Origin of the sequence: Arthrobacter sp. Hiyo1 (assembly GCF_001263615.2) — a bacterium.
Taxonomy (GTDB): Bacteria; Actinomycetota; Actinomycetes; order Actinomycetales; family Micrococcaceae; genus Arthrobacter.
In genome coordinates this window covers 13,521-30,136 of the sequence record NZ_DF952480.1, presented here as the reverse complement: position 1 = coordinate 30,136, position 16,616 = coordinate 13,521, and the positions used below count along the sequence as shown (strand labels likewise).

The following is a 16,616-nucleotide window of genomic DNA, read 5'->3' as shown; positions in this document are numbered from 1 at the left end:
GTTCCCGACGGGCGGCAAGTTCCTGTTTCCACAGGGCAGGGGTGTCCGGGTGGGCCACGGCGTCGGCCAGAGCCGGCCAGCCCGGTAATCCGTCTGCGCTTCAGTCTCATCAGGTCCGGGTGTCCGGCGAATCTGATCCAGGGGAGCTCGCGAGTGATGATTCGAATTCAACCAGTAGATTGGTTCCGGCGACGCCCCGAGAGTTCAGTAGCTGCGACGCGAATGGCGACTGTCGGAGCTATTTTGATTACTGTCCTGGGTGCTGGCGCCACTCTCAGTTTCTGTGCTACCCCCACGCCAGAAGTGGTTCAACAAAACAGTTGTAACAAGTTGGATCCGGGGCTGGCCAAAGAGTATCCGTGGCTTCAAAACATTAAGGTTGACGCTTTCGCGGTCATGTGGTGGCAACAAGTCACCAGAACTCAAATTTCACGCGGGTCCTCCTGAGACGAAGCTCTCTATCAAAAGGCCGCTGGCAATCCTTCATGAAAACCCGGGTCACAACAGGGCAATCCCAACACTCGAGCGTTTTGAGCGGCTCCGGGCCGCAACTTGCCCTGATATGCCAGCGCTAACCGACGATGAACGGGTGAGCCAGGCGCCCTTGGTACAGCTCTGAACCTTTGATTCCTCGTGCCGTCGCAAAGAATTCCCAAGGTACCTCGAGCCTCCGGCCGTTCCTGCCTGTACTCTGCGAAGGCGTGCAGGCACCTAGGCGCCACCTGGCGAAGAGCGTAGATTCAGACAAGGAACTCGGCATTCGTTCAAAGGAGCCGATGATGGCCGAATGGAATGCCGACAATTTGGCAGGTTCCCCGGTTCTTGGGGCCATAACACTCGTCGACGGTTCGTCCTTCTGTATATCCCTTCCAAACGGGGACGTCCTGCCCCATCATCCTCACGGGGTTTTCTATCGAGACACGAGAATACTTTCGCGTTGGTGTCTTGCCGTGAATGGCGAGCCACTTGAAGCATTAGGCGCCTGGACACCTTCGCCATTTCAGGGAACCTACCTCGGGAGGGCAGCGGGTGACGTCGGCCGTGCAGATAGTACGATGACCGTCGAACGGAAACGGATGGTTGGGGCGGGCATCATCGAGCACATCACAATCCACAACTATTTCCGTGAGCCGACTCGCTGTGAAGTGAGGCTCTCGGTGGATGCCGACTTTGCCGATCTGTTTGAAGTCAAAGGCGGGCGATTTCATCGACACTGGGAAAAGTTGCGGCTGCACGAACGTGATGAAGTCAGGATCGAGGCCGTCTGGCAGGATGTCCGGAAGGGTGTCACCGTGCATGCGCCAGGCTGCACAGTGGATGCCGAGGGAGTTTCCTATCAGATGCTCATCCCTGCCTACGGCGAGTGGAGCGTGCGCTTGGTCGTCGTTCCTTCCGTGGAAGAAGACAACGCCGAAGACATAGCACAGCTTCTGCACTCCACCCCGGACTCCCCCTCACCCCAGGAACTCCGCAAGAAGGCCTGGGTGGAAACTCTCTCTGTTCTCAGCATTGAAAATCGGTCTGTCGAGAATACCATCCTGCGCAGCCGCGATGACATCGGTGCCCTACGGATTGTGGACCCGCAGCGGCCAGACCGGATGGTCGTTGCTGCAGGTGCTCCTTGGTTCATGGCGTTGTTCGGTCGCGATTCATTGCTTGCGTCCTTTATGGTGCTGCCCGTTGATGCCTCACTGGCCTTGGGAACGTTGCAGACGCTGGCCGAAAGGCAGGGCTCGGTCGTGGATCCCCGCACCGAGGAACAGCCGGGCAAGATACTCCATGAAGTGCGGTTTGGCGTGAATATGGGCGTCGCACTCGCTGGCAAGTCCGCCTACTACGGCACCGTGGATGCGACTCCACTTTTCGTCACGCTGCTCGGTGAGGTCACCAGATGGGGTGTGGCTCCTGAGGATGTCGCAATGCTGCTCCCGCATGCGGACCGAGCTCTGGACTGGATCCGAGAATACGGCGACCGCGACGGGGATGGCTTCGTTGAATATGAGCGTCTGAACAAGCAGGGGCTCGTCAATCAGGGCTGGAAGGACTCTTGGATGGCATCAATTTTGCTGACGGCCGCACCGCGGAACCTCCGATTGCTTTGTGTGAGGTGCAGGGCTACGTGTACACCGCCTACATTGCGCGGGCGTGGATAGCCTATGAGGCCGGCGACCTTGGTTTAGCTGCTGAGTTGCGGGATTGCGCGGACCGGCTGAAAAGACAGTTCAACGAAGAGTTCTGGCTCCCGGACCGTGGCTATTTCGCCGTGGCATTGGACCGAGACAAACGTCCGGTGGACGCCTGTGCGTCCAATATGGGGCACTGCCTCTGGTCTGGAATCGTAGCTGAGGACAAGGCACGTCAGGTTGTTGACCGGCTTATGTCCCCTGAGATGTTCAGCGGCTGGGGCGTCCGCACTTTGGCGTCTGATATGCGTGCCTACAACCCGGTCAGTTATCACAATGGCTCGGTCTGGCCTCATGACAATGCAATAATCGTTGCCGGTCTGATGCGCTACGGATTCGTGAAGGAAGCACAGCAACTTGCCTCAGCGCTGATGGAGGCGGCGGAGTACACGGATAACAGATTGCCCGAGCTGTTCTGCGGGTTCAGCCGTTCTGATTATCCTTCCCCTCTCCCCTACCCCACGGCGTGCTCTCCTCAGGCTTGGTCCTCGGCGACGCCTGTAATGCTGCTCCGAAGCCTTTTGCGTTATGAGGCTGACGTTTCCGAGGGGTCGTTGTGGATGGACCCGGCGCTTCCTGAAAGCTGGGGGACCCTGCATTCAACTAATGCAAATATCGGTGGCGCCCGGCTAAAGCTTGATGTATCGGGGACTCAGGTTTCTGTAGAGGGCCTGCCTGAGGGAATGGTCCTTCGGAAGGGGACTCGGCCCTCGTCGGGCGATTTGCTGAAGGGTATCGGAGGAATGCCATAGATTTTTCGGATCCGGCCGGCGGAGGGGATGAGCGTCTGGGGCTCTCTGTGAACGTCCGCTACGAGTGCCCTGCGCGCATAACCACTGATCCGTCATGCTCATAGACCATGATCCGCCCCCGGCCGCAGTGCAGGAGGACCCAGAAAATTGTCGCGTCCTCATTTATTTCGTCGATCTGACCAGGTAATGGGGGTTGGCCAAGCGCTGAACAACCACTTCATCTCCGGCGTTCAAATAGATCCAATCGTCGTATGTCACGGGTCCAGGCTGGTTGTGGTCATGTGCTGCATTGCTGGACATGTCTTTAGAGGGCAAGGTCTCGTTCAAGGGTCAGGCCGAAGGAAACTTCGCGGGTAATTTCCACGGTGTATCTGCCGTGTTCGTGTCGTGTGACCCGGACTCCCCCATCAGTCCGGCGGATAAGCGCTTCTTCTTCTGCAAGTGCAACCTCCTGGCTTAAGCGCGATGCCAAGTCGTTGGCGCGCGATACTGTGATCTCACGGCGATACTCGGCCCGTTCGCTTTTCCCCCGAAGGTCGGCGCCATGTGCAGCTGACAGATGTTGTCCTGTGGTCGGCCTGGCTCTTATCCGTGGTCCGCTGACGTCAGGCGCGGCGGCAAATCGGCTCATGCTGCGGGGTTGTCCAGGCTACCGCTGCGAACAAATTCGCCTGAACTGTTGTACTCCACCGGATTCCCCTCTGAAGGACTGATGCTGCTGATTTCGCTGCCCGCCAGCTGCGGAATCCAGGACCAGAAGAGCTTCTTGCCGTGCTCGCTGAAAAGCGCGTCGTGGATAGGGAACATGGTTGCCGGACTCACTGAACGGACGAACTCGACTGCCTCGGACAGCTTCCCCCAGGGAGAAGAGATGGGAACGGCGAGCACTTGGATATTTTCGGGAGTGTATTCATAGCTGTCGCCTGGATGAAAGAATCTCGGTCCGTCCGCAGGACTCAGCACCACACCGATATTCTCCTCACGAGGAAAATCTTCGTGAATGACTGCGTGGAGACCGCCCACTGACGTTACGTCAACGTCACCGATCCGCATGGATTGATCCGGCGGGAGCAAACGAAAATTCGCTTTGGCCAGAGGACCGAGCCCCGCCGCTGTGGACGCGCCGGCGAGCAACACCGCGTCGGTGTTGAGGGCTAATAGATCTTCGAGCCGCTCGGGCGCGACATGGTCGTGGTGCCGGTGGGTGACAATAACGGCATCCAGTCCAGTGAGTCCGAAGGCTTCGTCAGAGGAGAAGCTGCCTGGATCGATCAAGATGCGCGCGTCGTTCACGTCGACGAGAACTGCTGCGTGTCCCAGTTTGGTGATCTTCATGGTTTCTTTCAGGGGCCTTGGAATTTGTCATGGCGAAAAGGGGCCCGGGCAACTGTGAAGTTCACCCGAGCCCCTTTTGAATGTATCCGCTCACTTAGGACATGAGACTTGCGGCAGTCCTCACATCACTGCGCCTGCATAGCCAGGGCACGCGCCTCCGGGCCCAGCAGCGCGATGGTTCGCGCGTGCTCCGGGTGCTCAACCGGAACAATGCTTGAGAACACTGCAGTCCAGCAGTTGGGGCAGCAGTATTGGCGGAAGACAACTTCTCCGTCCACGTACGTTGCATGGTCAGAAGTGACCTGCGGCCCGGCAGTTCTCGGTGCGCCGTCGAACGTCCCTAGCCAGAGCTCGTCGTCGGTGGCAGTGTCTGCCAGTTGCACTCCGCAGTGTGCACAGGCGACGAGCACTGAATCGTCGACGCGGACCTCAACCAGGTTGTCGTCGATGCGGCGACCGTGGCTGACGTTCAGGATCGGGCGCGTACCGCTGACTGCTTCGACTGTGGACCGCTGCTTCCGCTCGTCCCGGATCCGTAACCGGAGCGATTGGGTGCGTGCCTGGTCTACGTGTTCGGAGCTTTCGTCGTAGGCGACGCCGTAGATTTCTTCTGCGGCCGTAACCGTCACCTTGCCGGCAATTAGATCAGCTTCGACCGCTTCCGGTGACCGGAGCAGCGGGTCGCCATAGCCGCCGCCGCCCTGCCAGTGCATATAGAGGACTTCGCCCGGTTTGACATCGCTTTGTGCGTAGCATTGGCCGATCTCGATTGCGCCGCCCAGCTCATCCAGTGTTTCAGGAACGACTCCTCCTCTGAGCATCTCGAAGACGTCCACGTCTCGCACGACCAGATCGAGGCCGGTGTTTCCCGGATAGCCGCCGGACAGGCCTGTGTTCTGTGAGACGGCTTTGCCGGCCGATGCCAGGACCAGCCCCATTGGAACGCTGGTGCCGTGGGGGGTGAATGCAAGCGACGCGCTGACACCTCCACGCATACGACCGGGACCTCCGGAGTCAGTCTCCTCCCGGCGCCAGAGTACGAGCATCGGATAAAGGAACTCCGACATTTCCGTATCGGGGATACGCCCCATCGGAATGCAGAAGAGCCCTCCCGTGTCCATGCCGTCAGCCTGCGGGCGAGCCCCATATCCTCCCGCCATGGGCTCCATGAGGATGTTGAGGAACGGTACGGGTACCTCTCCGCGTTCGTCCAGTCCGGCGATGACGGCAGTGTCCCAGGTGCCACAGCAAGCGGCCTGCACGCTCTTGCCTAGATCCACGGAGCGGTCGAGCATCTGCGACAGGCATTCTGCTACGAGTGTTCCGGTTAGCCAGGCCGGACCGATGGGTCCGCGGCTTACGGCAGCCGGGAAAGTGGCGTTGTTGATCGTTCCTTCCTCTGACACCAGATCGAAGCAACGCATCAGGCCGCCCGCGGACCACGGTATGTCGTGGGCCAGGATAGGTAGAAGCGCGATCATGACTCCGCCGCGCATTCCTGCGTAGGTGCAGTTGATCATTCCGGCCTGCGGGTCCGTTCCGGTGAAGTCGAAGGTAAGGTGATCATCCTTCTTCGTCATGGCCACGGTGATCTTGTGCAGCGACCGATCGCCTTCGTGAGACTGATCCTGATAGCCGGTGGCACGCCACGTGCCATCGGGCAACGATTTCAGCTTGCCGCGAAGCCTGTTCTCGGAATCGGCCATCATGCGCTTCATGACGGCTTTGACGGTGTCGGCGCCGTAGCGCTTAATGACCTCAAGAAGACGCTGCCGGCCTACGTTGTTGGCGCCAACTTGGGCCCTGAGGTCAAGGCCAACGAGCATGGGAACCCGTGAGCGCCTCGTCCACATGTCGGCCATATCGGCCTGCAATTGGCCGCCCCGGACAATCTTTACCGGTGGTGTGGGCAGGGCTTCGCTGAAGACGTCCTGAGCAGCCGGCGAGAACGAACCAAGTCCTACACCGCCCAGGTCAGGTTCGTGGCAGATCCCGCTTGTCCAGGCAAAGAGCTTTCCGTCATGGAATACAGGCTGATAGATGATGACGTCGCTTTGATGCAAGCCTCCACCGACCCACGGATCGTTGCAGAGGAACATGTCGCCCTCTTCAATGCCTGGGTTTGTTGCGCGGTTCTGAAGCGTCCAGTAGACCGCGAGGTCGACGGCGCCGACAAGCCCGGTGTTGTAGAGACCGACTTGGACCTCCTGACCGAATTCGTCTCCGATGGCGAAGTCGAAGTCATTGGCGTCGGTCACGATGGGCGATCCAGACATCCTCTTCAGCGCCTCACCCATCTCCTCTGTGATCGACCAGATGCGGTGGCGGATGACTTCGTAGGTCAGCGGGTCCACCGCGTCGATTTGCTCCTGCGTAACGGAGTGGATGGGAAAACTGCGGGAGGGAATTCATAAGCTCATCTGGACTCTTTGGTCGGCTGGAATAAACTTCGGAACCGGGGATAGTCATGCTCATAGCTGGGAACCTTTCTGAGTCAGAATGACAAGATTTCCGAGCTTGTCGATCTCGCCGCTCATGCCCTCCGGGACAACTACGGTCGTGGTCGGTACCTCGATGACGGCCGGTCCCGTGATTTGATGGCCGCTTCTGAGTTTTGTGTAGTCGAAGATGGCGGTATCCATGTAGCCGGCGGAGCTGAGGCGCACGGGTCGTGTGGCGATCTGGGCCGCCGACGGATCGGCGGTGTCGGCAGCGTCAATTGGTGGCAGCTCGAGGGAGACGGCGAGTTTGCCTTCAGCCCGGACCCGATACGTGATGGCTTGGATCCCGGCTGCGCTGAATCCCGAACCTTCTCCGTAGAGTTCGGCGTAGCGACGTTCGAACCGCACAGCCGCCTCTTCCAAACTCTCTGCTGTGATCGCCTGGTCCATGGGGATAGGCAGTTCAGCCAGCTGCATTGAATAGCGCATGTCGGTCTCGCGGTGCAGTTCTACGGACTTGAAGTTGAGCCCCTGCCGTTCGAGGGAGGCCAGTACCTGGTTGCCCAGTTTCTGGAAGTTCCGCTCAACGCTCCTGGCATCGAGGGGAAAGGTGGCCGGATCGGATAGTTCTGCTGTCAACACGACATCTGATGTGGCCAGGCCAAAGGCCGAAAAGGCGGAGGCAACCGGTCCCAGGGGAACGACCGCCTGCTGTACGCCCAGTTCCGCGGCGTATGCTGCACAGTTCGCTGGGCCAGCGCCGCCGAAGGCGTAGAGGATGAAGTCCCGGGGGTCATGCCCTGCTTCAACAACTGTCTTGCGAAGCAGGTCACCTGTCTGCGCATTCTGCACTTGATAGATGGCCGCGGCCGCATCTTCAACGCTCATACCCAAGGGCTCTGCGATGCGTGTGCGGATCGCTTCACGGGCGCGCTGGATGTTCAGAGATTTCTTGCCACCAAGCAAGCCACGTTCGGGGAGGATTCCCAAAACCAGGTTTGCATCGGTGTTGGTCGGCTCCGTTCCGCCTTGGTCGTAGCATGCCGGCCCGGGTACTGCCTGTGCGCTTTTGGGTCCAACCTGGAGGTTTCCGCCCTTGTCGATCCAGGCGATGGCACCTCCGCCGGAACCGATCGCGTGCACTTCAAGCGTCGGGACGTTGATGGGGTGGTGATTGATGACCGTAGTGGACGACCGAACCGGTTCGCCATCCACTACGAGTCCTACAAGGAAGGTCGTCCCTCCCACGTCGGTTGTGACGATGTTGGGGTGCCCCAGCTGAGCTCCCAGTGCCACCGAACCTACTACTCCACCGGTGAGTACAGACCCTACAGTACTGATTGCATTTGCAGGGGCCTCTTCGGCGACAATGGCGCCTCCGTTGCTCTGCATCACCAGAAGCGGGCCTTTGAGTCCCTCTTCACGAAGTGCATTCTCCAGGTTTCCAAGGTAGTGCTTGAGCCCTGGGCCAATCTGGGTGCTCATGATGGTGGTTGCGTTTCGGGCAAATTCCCGGATCCTTGGACTGACCTCAGATGAGATTGAGACAAACATCTCCGGGGTGATTTCGTGGATGATGTCGCGGATTCGTCGCTCGTGGGTGGGGTTGCGGAATGACCACAGCAGCGAGACTGCGATCCCTGAGACGTTCTGATCGATAAGATCGCGAACGGCCATCCGGACGTCGTCCTCGTCCAGCGGGACAATGATGTTTCCGTCACGGTCTACCCGCTCGGTGACCTCGTGGGCATGGCGCTTTGGGATCAGACCATGGGATTTTGATTGGGTCACAACGCTTTGCAGCTGCTCTGGTGAGCCGCCAAGTACCGGCCTTCAACGTTCATGATGTAGATGGAATCGCGGTGACCGCGTGTGGTGATGAAACCAACTGGCGGGACGTTGCCCATAACAAGTGCGTTCAACGACGACGTCGTGCCATGCGCGATATGTTGTGTATTGGCCAGCACCTCCCGCACCGTCAGGCCCATCTGTTCCGCCAGGACGCCGATAACGTCCAGAACGCCTTCAGAGTAATCTGGCGGCGTGGATGGTGCTTTCGCTCCGACGATGTTTCCTGCATCGTCGGCCAAAACAGCGTCGGTAAAAGTTCCCCCAACGTCGATTCCAATGATGTATCCCACTTATACGCTCCTTTGCGTGACAATTCTGGGAAGCCAGTGATGTGGATCACTCCGGCTTATATTCAAGCTACTCTTGCTGACTTGCTCCGCCCACGGGTTTCCCCGCTGCAGAAAAGGGATTGAACCTACTTGAGCTGGCGCACCAGGTAGTCCCAAACGTTGCTGATGGCGGTCTCGTTGTAGATCCGTTCGCGCTTTGCTATCGACTCCTCGGGCGCGGACCAGGCCGGCACGCCGCCGTAGCCCAGCGTCACGAGCTGCTGTTCGGCTGCCCGTTCCAACAAAATTGCCGCGACAGTTGCTGACTGAAGATCCGGGCCTACCGCGACGATCCCGTGATTGACGAGAAAGACGGCCCGGGCGCCTCCAAGGGTTTCCGCGAGGGCCACCCCGAGTTCCTGTGTAAAGATGAGATCGGCGGTCAGGGTGAATCTCGGGACCGATGGCGGGACGAAGAAGTTGGCTGCGTGGCTGACCGGCACCAGTTCCTGGCCTGCCGCGGCTAAAGCGACAGCATGCGGGGAATGCGTGTGGACAACGCCTCCGACGTCTGGACGGGCCGCGTAGATCTCAGTATGGATGGGGTACTCAAGATGACGGCGCCCCTCTCCTTCAACGACGGCACCTTCCCTGTCCACAAGGTGGACGCGATCTGGAGTGACTTCCTGAAGGCCCCAGCCGCTGGCCTTGATCCACGCACCGCGTCCTTCCGGATCACGGGCTGAAGCATGCCCCCAGATGAAGTCGCCCTGGTCAGCTCCCCCAAGGATCCGGGAAGAAAGCGAGACGAGTTCCCTAATGTCGGTGTTCATGATTCCCGTTCCTGAGTCATCGGTGAAGAAGGCCGCCATTGACGCTTATGGTCTGGCCGGTGATGTAGCTGCTGTCATCGGAGAGCAGAAAGGCGGCCAGGCTGGTCATGTCGTCCGGTCCTGCTGTCCGGGGCAGTGCCTGACGGGCAAGCATGGCTTCCTTTTGCTCTGGTGTGACTGTGCCGCGGTCGACCTCGGTGTAGACGGGGCCAGGGGAGAGGGTATTGACGCGGATATTCCAATGCCCGAGTTCCTTGGCCATGGCATAGCTCATCCCCGCCACGGCGCCCTTGCTGGCCACGTAATGGGTGTATCCGGTACGGCCCAGCTGAACAGCGTCCGAACCGATGTTCACGATGCTTGCCTTGCCGGAGGCCTTAAAGCCGTCCAGCAGTGCTGAGGTCAACAGCCAGGGGCCCTTGACGTTGACGGCCATGAGGGTGTCCCATTCTGCTTCGGGGATCTCCCAGAAGGGCCTCATGGTTATGGTGGAGAAGATTGCGGCATTGTTAATGAGCCCGTCTACTCGGCCATAATCGCCGATCGCTTTCCGGGCCAGCTCGGTGCACGAAGATGACGAGGAGACGTCAACCTCCACCGGCAAGACCTTACCCGTGTGCGATAGCGATTCCGCCAGAGCAGCCACGCCCTGGAAGTTCCGGTCGGCGGCGATGACGGTACTGCCGTCATTCGCCAGCCTTTGGACGTAGCTGCGCCTATACCTTGCGCTGCCCCTGTAACGACAATGACCTTTTGGTCCAGTCCGAGATAACTCACGATTCTCCTCGTTGAGATGATGATGAGCCCTAAGGCTCAGTAGGCGATGTTGATCGTCTTGAGTTCGGTGTAGCTGAGCAGTTCTTCGATGCTTTCTTCACGGCCGAACCCTGACGCTTTGACTCCCCCATAGGGGACGTTGGGGAAGTGTTTGGCGGAGTCGTTGATCCAGGTGAATCCCGCTTCAATTTCCCGGACAACCCGCAGTGCGCGGTTGAGGTCAGCAGTCCATACGCTCGCGGTGAGTCCATACGGGGAGTCATTGGCGATCTCCACTGCCTCTTCTTCGGTCTCAAAGGTAAGGACCGACAGCACCGGCCCAAAGATCTCCTCTTGGGCGACAGTGTCGCCGGGATTCACATTCGTCAGCACCGTCGGGGCGATAAAAAGACCTTCTGCAAAGGCTTCTCCGTCCGGACGGCCGCCGCCTGCGACAACAGTCGCCCCTTCCTTCCGTGCCGTCTCGATGTAGCCCATGACGGAGTTGAACTGCTTCTCGTTGATCACAGTGCCCTGATCCGTTCCGGGGTCGAGGGGATCTCCGAGGCGGTGCGCTTTGAGCTTGTCAGCGATTTTGGCGACAATCTGGTCATGGACACTGCTATGAACGAGCAGTCGGGAGTTGGATCCACATGACTGACCCGACCAGGCGAAGTTCATGCCGTTGATGGCGCCTTCGGCGGCCTTGTCCAGGTCGGCGTCCGGGAAGACAACCATGGCGTTCTTCCCTCCCAGTTCAAGGGAAACTTCCTTGACACCGGATTCGGCGGCCGCTTTCTGGATGGCTAGTCCGGTCTGCTCTGAGCCGATGAAGCCGATTCTCCGGACCAGTGGGTGGCGCACGAGTGTATCCGCGACGGTTCGTCCCTGACCTGTGACGACCTGGAAGACTCCAGGAGGGAAGACATCCTGAAGTAGCTCCCCGAGTCGAAGTGCTGACAGCGGCGCGGTTTCTGGGGGCTTGAGGATGGTGGGGTTTCCGGCCAGGATGGGCGCGAAAACCTTGCCCGCGAACATGAGCGGGTGGTTGAAGGGCACGATTCTGACGACGACGCCCACCGGCTCCCTCACAGTCATGTGAAGGCCAGTGCTGGCAGGGATGGTGTCACCTTTCATCTCAAGCGCCAGGCCGGCGAACAGACGCGCATGTGCGAGGGTCAGCCGGACGTCCATCCGCGAGTTCTGCAACGCAGAGCCACCATCAATGGAGTCCAGATAAGCGAGTTCCTCACCGTGGGCTTCAATGATGTCCGCAGCCTTGAGGAGTGCAGCGGCACGTTCCGGAACCGTCGTTAAGCGCCACATCCGCCGCGCGGCGTAGGCTGCTTCCGCCGCCGTGTCTGCGTCCGCCTTCGAACCGTTGGGGACCTGGGTAATGGTGTCCCTGGTGAATGGACTGATTCTCTCGTAGACCTTCGAGCCTTCCGCATCCCGAAGTTCGCCACCGAGCAACAGCTTCCATTGGCGCTCTCGCAGGTTGGTCTGGAACGGGGTGCGTTCTTCAATTTGATTCAGCATGATTTGTCCTGTCCTGTATGCCCTTCATGGTGTAGGTCGGTGAACTGGCTTCGCTGCCTCCGCACGGACTCTTGTTCCCAGGGCCAGGAGACCAGTTCACGCCGCCTAGAAGGGTCTTTCAATGTCTTTCTTCGTAGCAGAAAGTACGCTGGACCGGGGATGTGGGCGCACAACTAAACGCCCACGCTGGCGTGGCGAGTCCGGCGCGAAACAAGAGAGTCTTTCCCATCCTGCAACTTGGGGGTATTGTTTCCGCTGTGAAGAAAGCAACTATTGAACACAAACGCCCTCCGTACCCGATTGATTCGGTGGATAACGCGTTGCGGATCCTCAGCATTCTCCGCGACGAGGGGGCCGTTCGCATCACTGATGTTGCGTCGAAACTCGACGTTGCTTACTCCACGGCGCATCGCTTGATGTCGATGCTCATGTACCGGGGGTTTGCCCTGCAGGATGATTCCCGGCGCTACGTGGCCGGGCCGGCGCTGGGAGCTCCGGTCATCGGGTCATCCTGGACGCAAACCCTGCGGGAACTGACCCGGCCCTCGCTTGAACTTCTTTGTTCCCGCCTTGAGGAGACGGTAAACCTCACAGTCCGGGTCGGCATCCACGCGAGGGTTCTGATGACTATCGAGGCGACTTCTGTACTCCGTATCGGCGACAGAGCCGGCTCAGTCTTGCCGGCGCACACGACTGCCGGAGGTCGGGCGTTGCTGGCACATGTTCCTCTGGAGCAACTCGAGCGGCTGTATCGAGGCAAGGGTGCTGAGCTCGCGGGAAGCTACCTCCCGGACAAGGAGTTCGAAGAACTCCTTGTCGAACTTGAGCGCACCCGGAAACGCGGATACGCCATTTGCCGCGAGGAAGCCCAAATAGGTGTCGCCGCACTGGCAGTCCCTCTTTCCACCCCTCCCGGCAGGTCCATGGCCACGTTCTCGGTTTCCGTGCCAGTGGCGCGGCTGGAGGCGCTTTACGCTCCAGACAAGCTGGGCCTCATCTTCCACACCCAGGATGAAATCGTCAGTATTCTGAGGTCCGAGGCCGGCGGCGAGAACGGCCGGTCAGAAAGAAGCGGTCGGTAGGATGCGGAGGTTTCACTAAGGGGTTACCTTAGTACGGATGAAGGCCCCGGCTGCTTGCAGCGCCGCTCGCCCTTCCGGCAATTGGGCGGCAAACGCTTGGAACACATGTACCATTTCGGGCCAGCACTGAAGCTCAACGCTGACACCCGCAGTTCCGGCGTGGGCCGCGAGCCTGATGGAGTCGTCGAACAGAATCTCCCGTGATCCGACTTGGATAAACATGGGCGGAAGTCCAGCCAGGCTGGCGTGCAGGGCGTTGGCTCCTGAGTGCCTGGGTGATCGGCCGTGCAGGTAGTCCGTGGCCGCGCGTCGGAGACCGTTCACGGTGAGGGAAGGGTCCACATCGGCCCGGGTGCGCAAAGACTCGCCGGTCAGTTCCAGATCAATCCAGGGCGAGAACACGACACACGCGCCAGGCATAGGCAAACCTTGTGCTTTGGCAGCAATCAGTAGGGTGATGGCCAGTCCCCCGCCCGCCGATGCGCCCGCAACAACGATGCTCTCCGGATTTGTGCCGTCCTCGATGAGCTGGGCGTACACATTCAAGGAATCCTGCACTCCTGCCGGGTACGGATGTTCGGGAGCGAGACGGTAGTCGACTGAGACAACCTTGGCACCGGCCACAACACCGATCTCGGAGGAGAGTGACAAGGATTCCGTAGCACTTCCGGCCACGTACGCGCCCCCGTGGAAGAAGAGAATGGTTGTGTGGAGGTCTGGTGCATGCGAAGTCTCAATCACCCCGACGCCTCCAACCGTTCGATGGCTTATGGTGATGCCCGCATCGATTTTGTTCCTCGAGGCCAAATCAGCGAAACGGATCCGAAGTTCGTGGATGTCGTCGCTAAAGTCCGGAACGGACTGCGCCAACATCTCGACGACGGACTTCAATTCAACGGAGGGCATCTCTGCCACCTCACTTTCTTGTGCAACCTTCTCGAACACAGCAAGACCCGCGGGGCCTTGGGGATCCGGCTAGCAAGCAGGTGTCCCACCAAACCCCGATGTCCCCAAAGGGCACACCGAGAGCTCGTCTAGCCGCTGACCATGGTCAAGGATCGCCCAGACGCTTTCGAAAAGGTGAAGTCATCCAGTACGACGCCTTCAAGTTCCGTTTCGAAATCCGCGAGGCTTCCGGGCCACTTCGTTACCACTCGGCCGGTTCCACCCAGCCTGTACCAGCTGTGGCATCCTCCGGCTATGTAGACGCTTCTCTCCATCATCTTTTCGAGGCCGGAGTTGAATGTTGCTTGCGCCTGGGGTGTTACCTCAATGACGGGCCTTTCCTGACGGACCGCCTCATCCAGGCATTTGGTGATGTACTTGGTTTGAGCCTCGATAACGCCGATGAGTGATCCAGAAGCCTGGGTATTCGGACCGGTAACGAGAAACAGGTTTGGGAATCCCTTGACCATCGTTCCCTTGTAGGCTTCGGGGCCCTCCTGCCATTCCTCCGTCAGTGGCCACCCGCCGGCGCCAATGATCTCAACATGGCTAAGCATTTCTGTTGCCCGGAACCCTGTAGCGAGTACGACAATGTCAGCGTCGAACTTCTCTCCGGTTTCCGAGACAACCCCTGAGGCAGTGAGCCGTTGTATCCCCGCGTCGATGACGGTAGTTTTCGGATCGGCAAGGGCTGGGTAGAAACTATTGGACACGACGGGACGACGGCAGCCGAAGCGAGAGTCGGGGGTGAGTATTTCCCGCAGCCGTGGATCACTGACAGCAGATTCCATGTGCTCTCGCCAGACCGTCTCGGCTCTCCGCAGAAACTCCTCGTCCATGACAGCCTGGGCGTGCGTGGACTGGTTCCAGTAGTCGTATTGTTCTTTTCGAAGCTCCTGAAGGATTTCTGGATGGTTTCGGAAATGCTCCTTAGCCGTCTCGTCGTAGAATTCCTCGGGCTTCGGCATCACATGCGGTGCCGTCCGGATGACCGCCAAGACCGAGTCTGCCTGCTCAACGGCATGTGGGACGACTTGGATTGCGCTGGCCCCCGCACCGATCACTGCGACACGTTTTCCTGTCATGTCAATGTCCGGCAGCCATTCGGCAGTGTGGATAATCTGGCCCCGGTAGTCTGCCAGGCCCGGCAGGTCCGGAATCAAGGGCTGGTTGAGAGTTCCGAGGGCGGAGATTAAGTATCGGCATTCAATGACCCGTCCCCGGGACGTCTGGAGACGCCAAACCACTTTTTCGCTAATCCACTGCGCTCTAACGAGGGCTTCCTCAAAGCGGATGCGCTCCCGGAGTCCCAGCTCATCGATAACGCGATTCGTGTACTCGAGGATCTCCCATTGGCTGGCGTAGTTGCATGACCATTCGGAGTTTTGCGCGAATGAGAAGCTGTACAGATGGGCTGGAACGTCGCATGCTGCGTTCGGGTAGGTGTTGTCCCGCCAGACGCCCCCGGCTTCGGGGGCCTTTTCCAGAAGGACGAAATCTGTTCGGCCGCTCTCCAGCAGGTCGTGGGCGGCCGCGATACCGCCGAATCCCACTCCGGCTATGACTGTTTCGAAGAATTCAGTCTCTGCTGCTGGATTCATTTGTTTTCTCCTAGGGTTTCAAGATTTTCGTTCCCGGCTGCTTGAAGTTCCGCAACGAAGGCACGGAATCCGGCGGAGCGAGTTCGTGGTGGGATGCGCACAAGGTCCCGAAGCATTGCTGTGAGCTCTGTCGGTTGGCTTTGCCGCGGTGGAATCACCGAGTAATCAAGGCCGCGTCCCACTTGGACGTTGGCTTCAGGGAAGATTTCCGCGAGTGTTTCAACCAGTTGTCCCACTGTTGTTGTCTCGGCAGATCCAACGTTGTAGGCCATGAAGAGTTCATTCATGGGGCTGTCGCCAGCGGCCGCCGCTACTGCGTCTGCAACGTCTTCGACGTAGACAAGTTCGGTCTGGGAAATGATGTTGTCTGGGACTGTGACATTGTCTCCACGCATTGCGCGCAGGACCTGAGCCTCAATGGCCGCACTGCCAACGCTGCCACCGAGATTGGGGCCGTAGCCGTAGATCACCGTCGGCCGAAGAGCAATCGTGGGAAGCTGCTGATCTGCTGCGAACGCGCTCAGCATATGCTCGAGGACCAGCTTCGAGGCGGTGTAGTACGAAGTGAACCTGGTTTTGAGCGGTGATTCTTCGGTAATCGCCTGCTTCTGATCATCCGCATAGACGCTCCAGCTACTGATGACCACCAACCGGCCGGCACCGGACTCCTTGGCAAGGCATGCCAACCGCAGCGATGCCGCCACGTTGATCTCGAGTGTTTCAAGAATGTCTTCTTGTGCGCGGGCTGCAATCAAAGCGGCTGTATGGACAACGGAGTCCAAGCGCCCAAGACCCCTTATTGCTCGTTCGGTTGCCTCGATGTCTGTAAGGTCAACTTCAAGGAGAGTGAGTCCGGTGTCATCCTTGATGACGTCCGATAGGTAGCCGTTGTTGAGTTGGCGGTCCAGGAGGGTAACCCGCCAACCGTTCTCGAGCAGCTTGCGTGCGGTGTAGGCTCCGACCATGCCTGCGCCGGTGATCAGGGCATGACGTTCGTTCATTGTTTTCCTCTTTCATCTAACAAGCGCA

11 protein-coding genes and 1 pseudogene are annotated in these 16,616 nt (G+C 59.2%); 2 read left to right on the top strand and 10 right to left on the bottom strand.

Going from position 1 to position 16,616, the window contains the following annotated elements:
* Positions 1-779 precede the first annotated feature (779 nt).
* Positions 780-2,935: pseudogene (locus AHiyo1_RS23435) on the top strand (amylo-alpha-1,6-glucosidase).
* A 627-nt stretch (positions 2,936-3,562) separates the two neighbouring features.
* Here the strand turns inward: AHiyo1_RS23435 and AHiyo1_RS23430 are convergent.
* From AHiyo1_RS23430 to AHiyo1_RS23405, 7 genes are all read right to left on the bottom strand, one after another.
* On the bottom strand, positions 3,563-4,270 hold the full coding sequence (locus AHiyo1_RS23430; RefSeq protein WP_059390217.1) for an MBL fold metallo-hydrolase: 708 nt from the start codon (positions 4,268-4,270) through the stop codon (positions 3,563-3,565).
* Between the two features lie 125 nt (positions 4,271-4,395).
* On the bottom strand, positions 4,396-6,624 hold the full coding sequence (locus AHiyo1_RS23425) for a hydantoinase B/oxoprolinase family protein (protein WP_216363328.1): 2,229 nt from the start codon (positions 6,622-6,624) through the stop codon (positions 4,396-4,398).
* 117 nt (positions 6,625-6,741) lie between these two features.
* Positions 6,742-8,502 (bottom strand): hydantoinase/oxoprolinase family protein, encoded by a 1,761-nt coding sequence (locus tag AHiyo1_RS23420; protein WP_216363327.1) that lies wholly within the window; start codon positions 8,500-8,502, stop codon positions 6,742-6,744.
* Entirely contained in the window at positions 8,499-8,852 is a 354-nt protein-coding gene (locus AHiyo1_RS25875; RefSeq protein ID WP_216363326.1) for a hydantoinase/oxoprolinase N-terminal domain-containing protein, read from the bottom strand. Before AHiyo1_RS25875 ends, AHiyo1_RS23420 begins: the two co-directional genes overlap by 4 nt.
* A gap of 125 nt (positions 8,853-8,977) precedes the next feature.
* Positions 8,978-9,664 (bottom strand): class II aldolase/adducin family protein, encoded by a 687-nt coding sequence (locus AHiyo1_RS23415; protein ID WP_059390219.1) that lies wholly within the window; start codon positions 9,662-9,664, stop codon positions 8,978-8,980.
* A 16-nt stretch (positions 9,665-9,680) separates the two neighbouring features.
* A complete protein-coding gene (locus tag AHiyo1_RS23410) occupies positions 9,681-10,481 on the bottom strand; it encodes an SDR family NAD(P)-dependent oxidoreductase (protein ID WP_216363330.1) in 801 nt (266 codons plus the stop codon).
* Positions 10,478-11,959, bottom strand: coding sequence for an aldehyde dehydrogenase family protein (locus tag AHiyo1_RS23405; RefSeq protein WP_084784699.1), 1,482 nt, complete (start codon positions 11,957-11,959; stop codon positions 10,478-10,480). The genes AHiyo1_RS23410 and AHiyo1_RS23405 overlap by 4 nt, the downstream gene beginning before the upstream one ends.
* A 257-nt stretch (positions 11,960-12,216) precedes the next feature.
* On the opposite strand from AHiyo1_RS23405, the gene AHiyo1_RS23400 reads away from it, so the two are divergent.
* Positions 12,217-13,041 (top strand): IclR family transcriptional regulator, encoded by an 825-nt coding sequence (locus AHiyo1_RS23400; protein ID WP_172465737.1) that lies wholly within the window; start codon positions 12,217-12,219, stop codon positions 13,039-13,041.
* A 15-nt stretch (positions 13,042-13,056) separates the two neighbouring features.
* On the opposite strand, the gene AHiyo1_RS23395 is transcribed toward AHiyo1_RS23400, so the two are convergent.
* The 3 genes from AHiyo1_RS23395 to AHiyo1_RS23385 form a co-directional block, all read right to left on the bottom strand.
* Positions 13,057-13,947, bottom strand: coding sequence for an alpha/beta hydrolase (locus AHiyo1_RS23395; RefSeq protein ID WP_253257578.1), 891 nt, complete (start codon positions 13,945-13,947; stop codon positions 13,057-13,059).
* A 128-nt stretch (positions 13,948-14,075) separates the two neighbouring features.
* Positions 14,076-15,587 carry a flavin-containing monooxygenase gene (locus AHiyo1_RS23390; protein WP_059390214.1) on the bottom strand — a complete coding sequence of 504 codons (1,512 nt, stop codon included), beginning with the start codon at positions 15,585-15,587 and terminating at the stop codon, positions 14,076-14,078.
* On the bottom strand, positions 15,584-16,588 hold the full coding sequence (locus AHiyo1_RS23385) for an NAD-dependent epimerase/dehydratase family protein (RefSeq protein WP_059390213.1): 1,005 nt from the start codon (positions 16,586-16,588) through the stop codon (positions 15,584-15,586). The genes AHiyo1_RS23390 and AHiyo1_RS23385 overlap by 4 nt, the downstream gene beginning before the upstream one ends.
* Positions 16,589-16,616 lie beyond the last annotated feature (28 nt).

What these genes read in the sequence shown, in the direction of transcription:
- AHiyo1_RS23405 (WP_084784699.1), bottom strand. Translation starts at nt 11,959, where the DNA reads ATGCTGAATCAAATTGAAGAACGCACCCCGTTCCAGACCAACCTGCGA.
- AHiyo1_RS23415 (WP_059390219.1), bottom strand. Translation starts at nt 9,664, where the DNA reads ATGAACACCGACATTAGGGAACTCGTCTCGCTTTCTTCCCGGATCCTT.
- AHiyo1_RS23430 (WP_059390217.1), bottom strand. Translation starts at nt 4,270, where the DNA reads ATGAAGATCACCAAACTGGGACACGCAGCAGTTCTCGTCGACGTGAAC.
- AHiyo1_RS23395 (WP_253257578.1), bottom strand. Translation starts at nt 13,947, where the DNA reads ATGCCCTCCGTTGAATTGAAGTCCGTCGTCGAGATGTTGGCGCAGTCC.
- AHiyo1_RS23390 (WP_059390214.1), bottom strand. Translation starts at nt 15,587, where the DNA reads ATGAATCCAGCAGCAGAGACTGAATTCTTCGAAACAGTCATAGCCGGA.
- AHiyo1_RS23385 (WP_059390213.1), bottom strand. Translation starts at nt 16,588, where the DNA reads ATGAACGAACGTCATGCCCTGATCACCGGCGCAGGCATGGTCGGAGCC.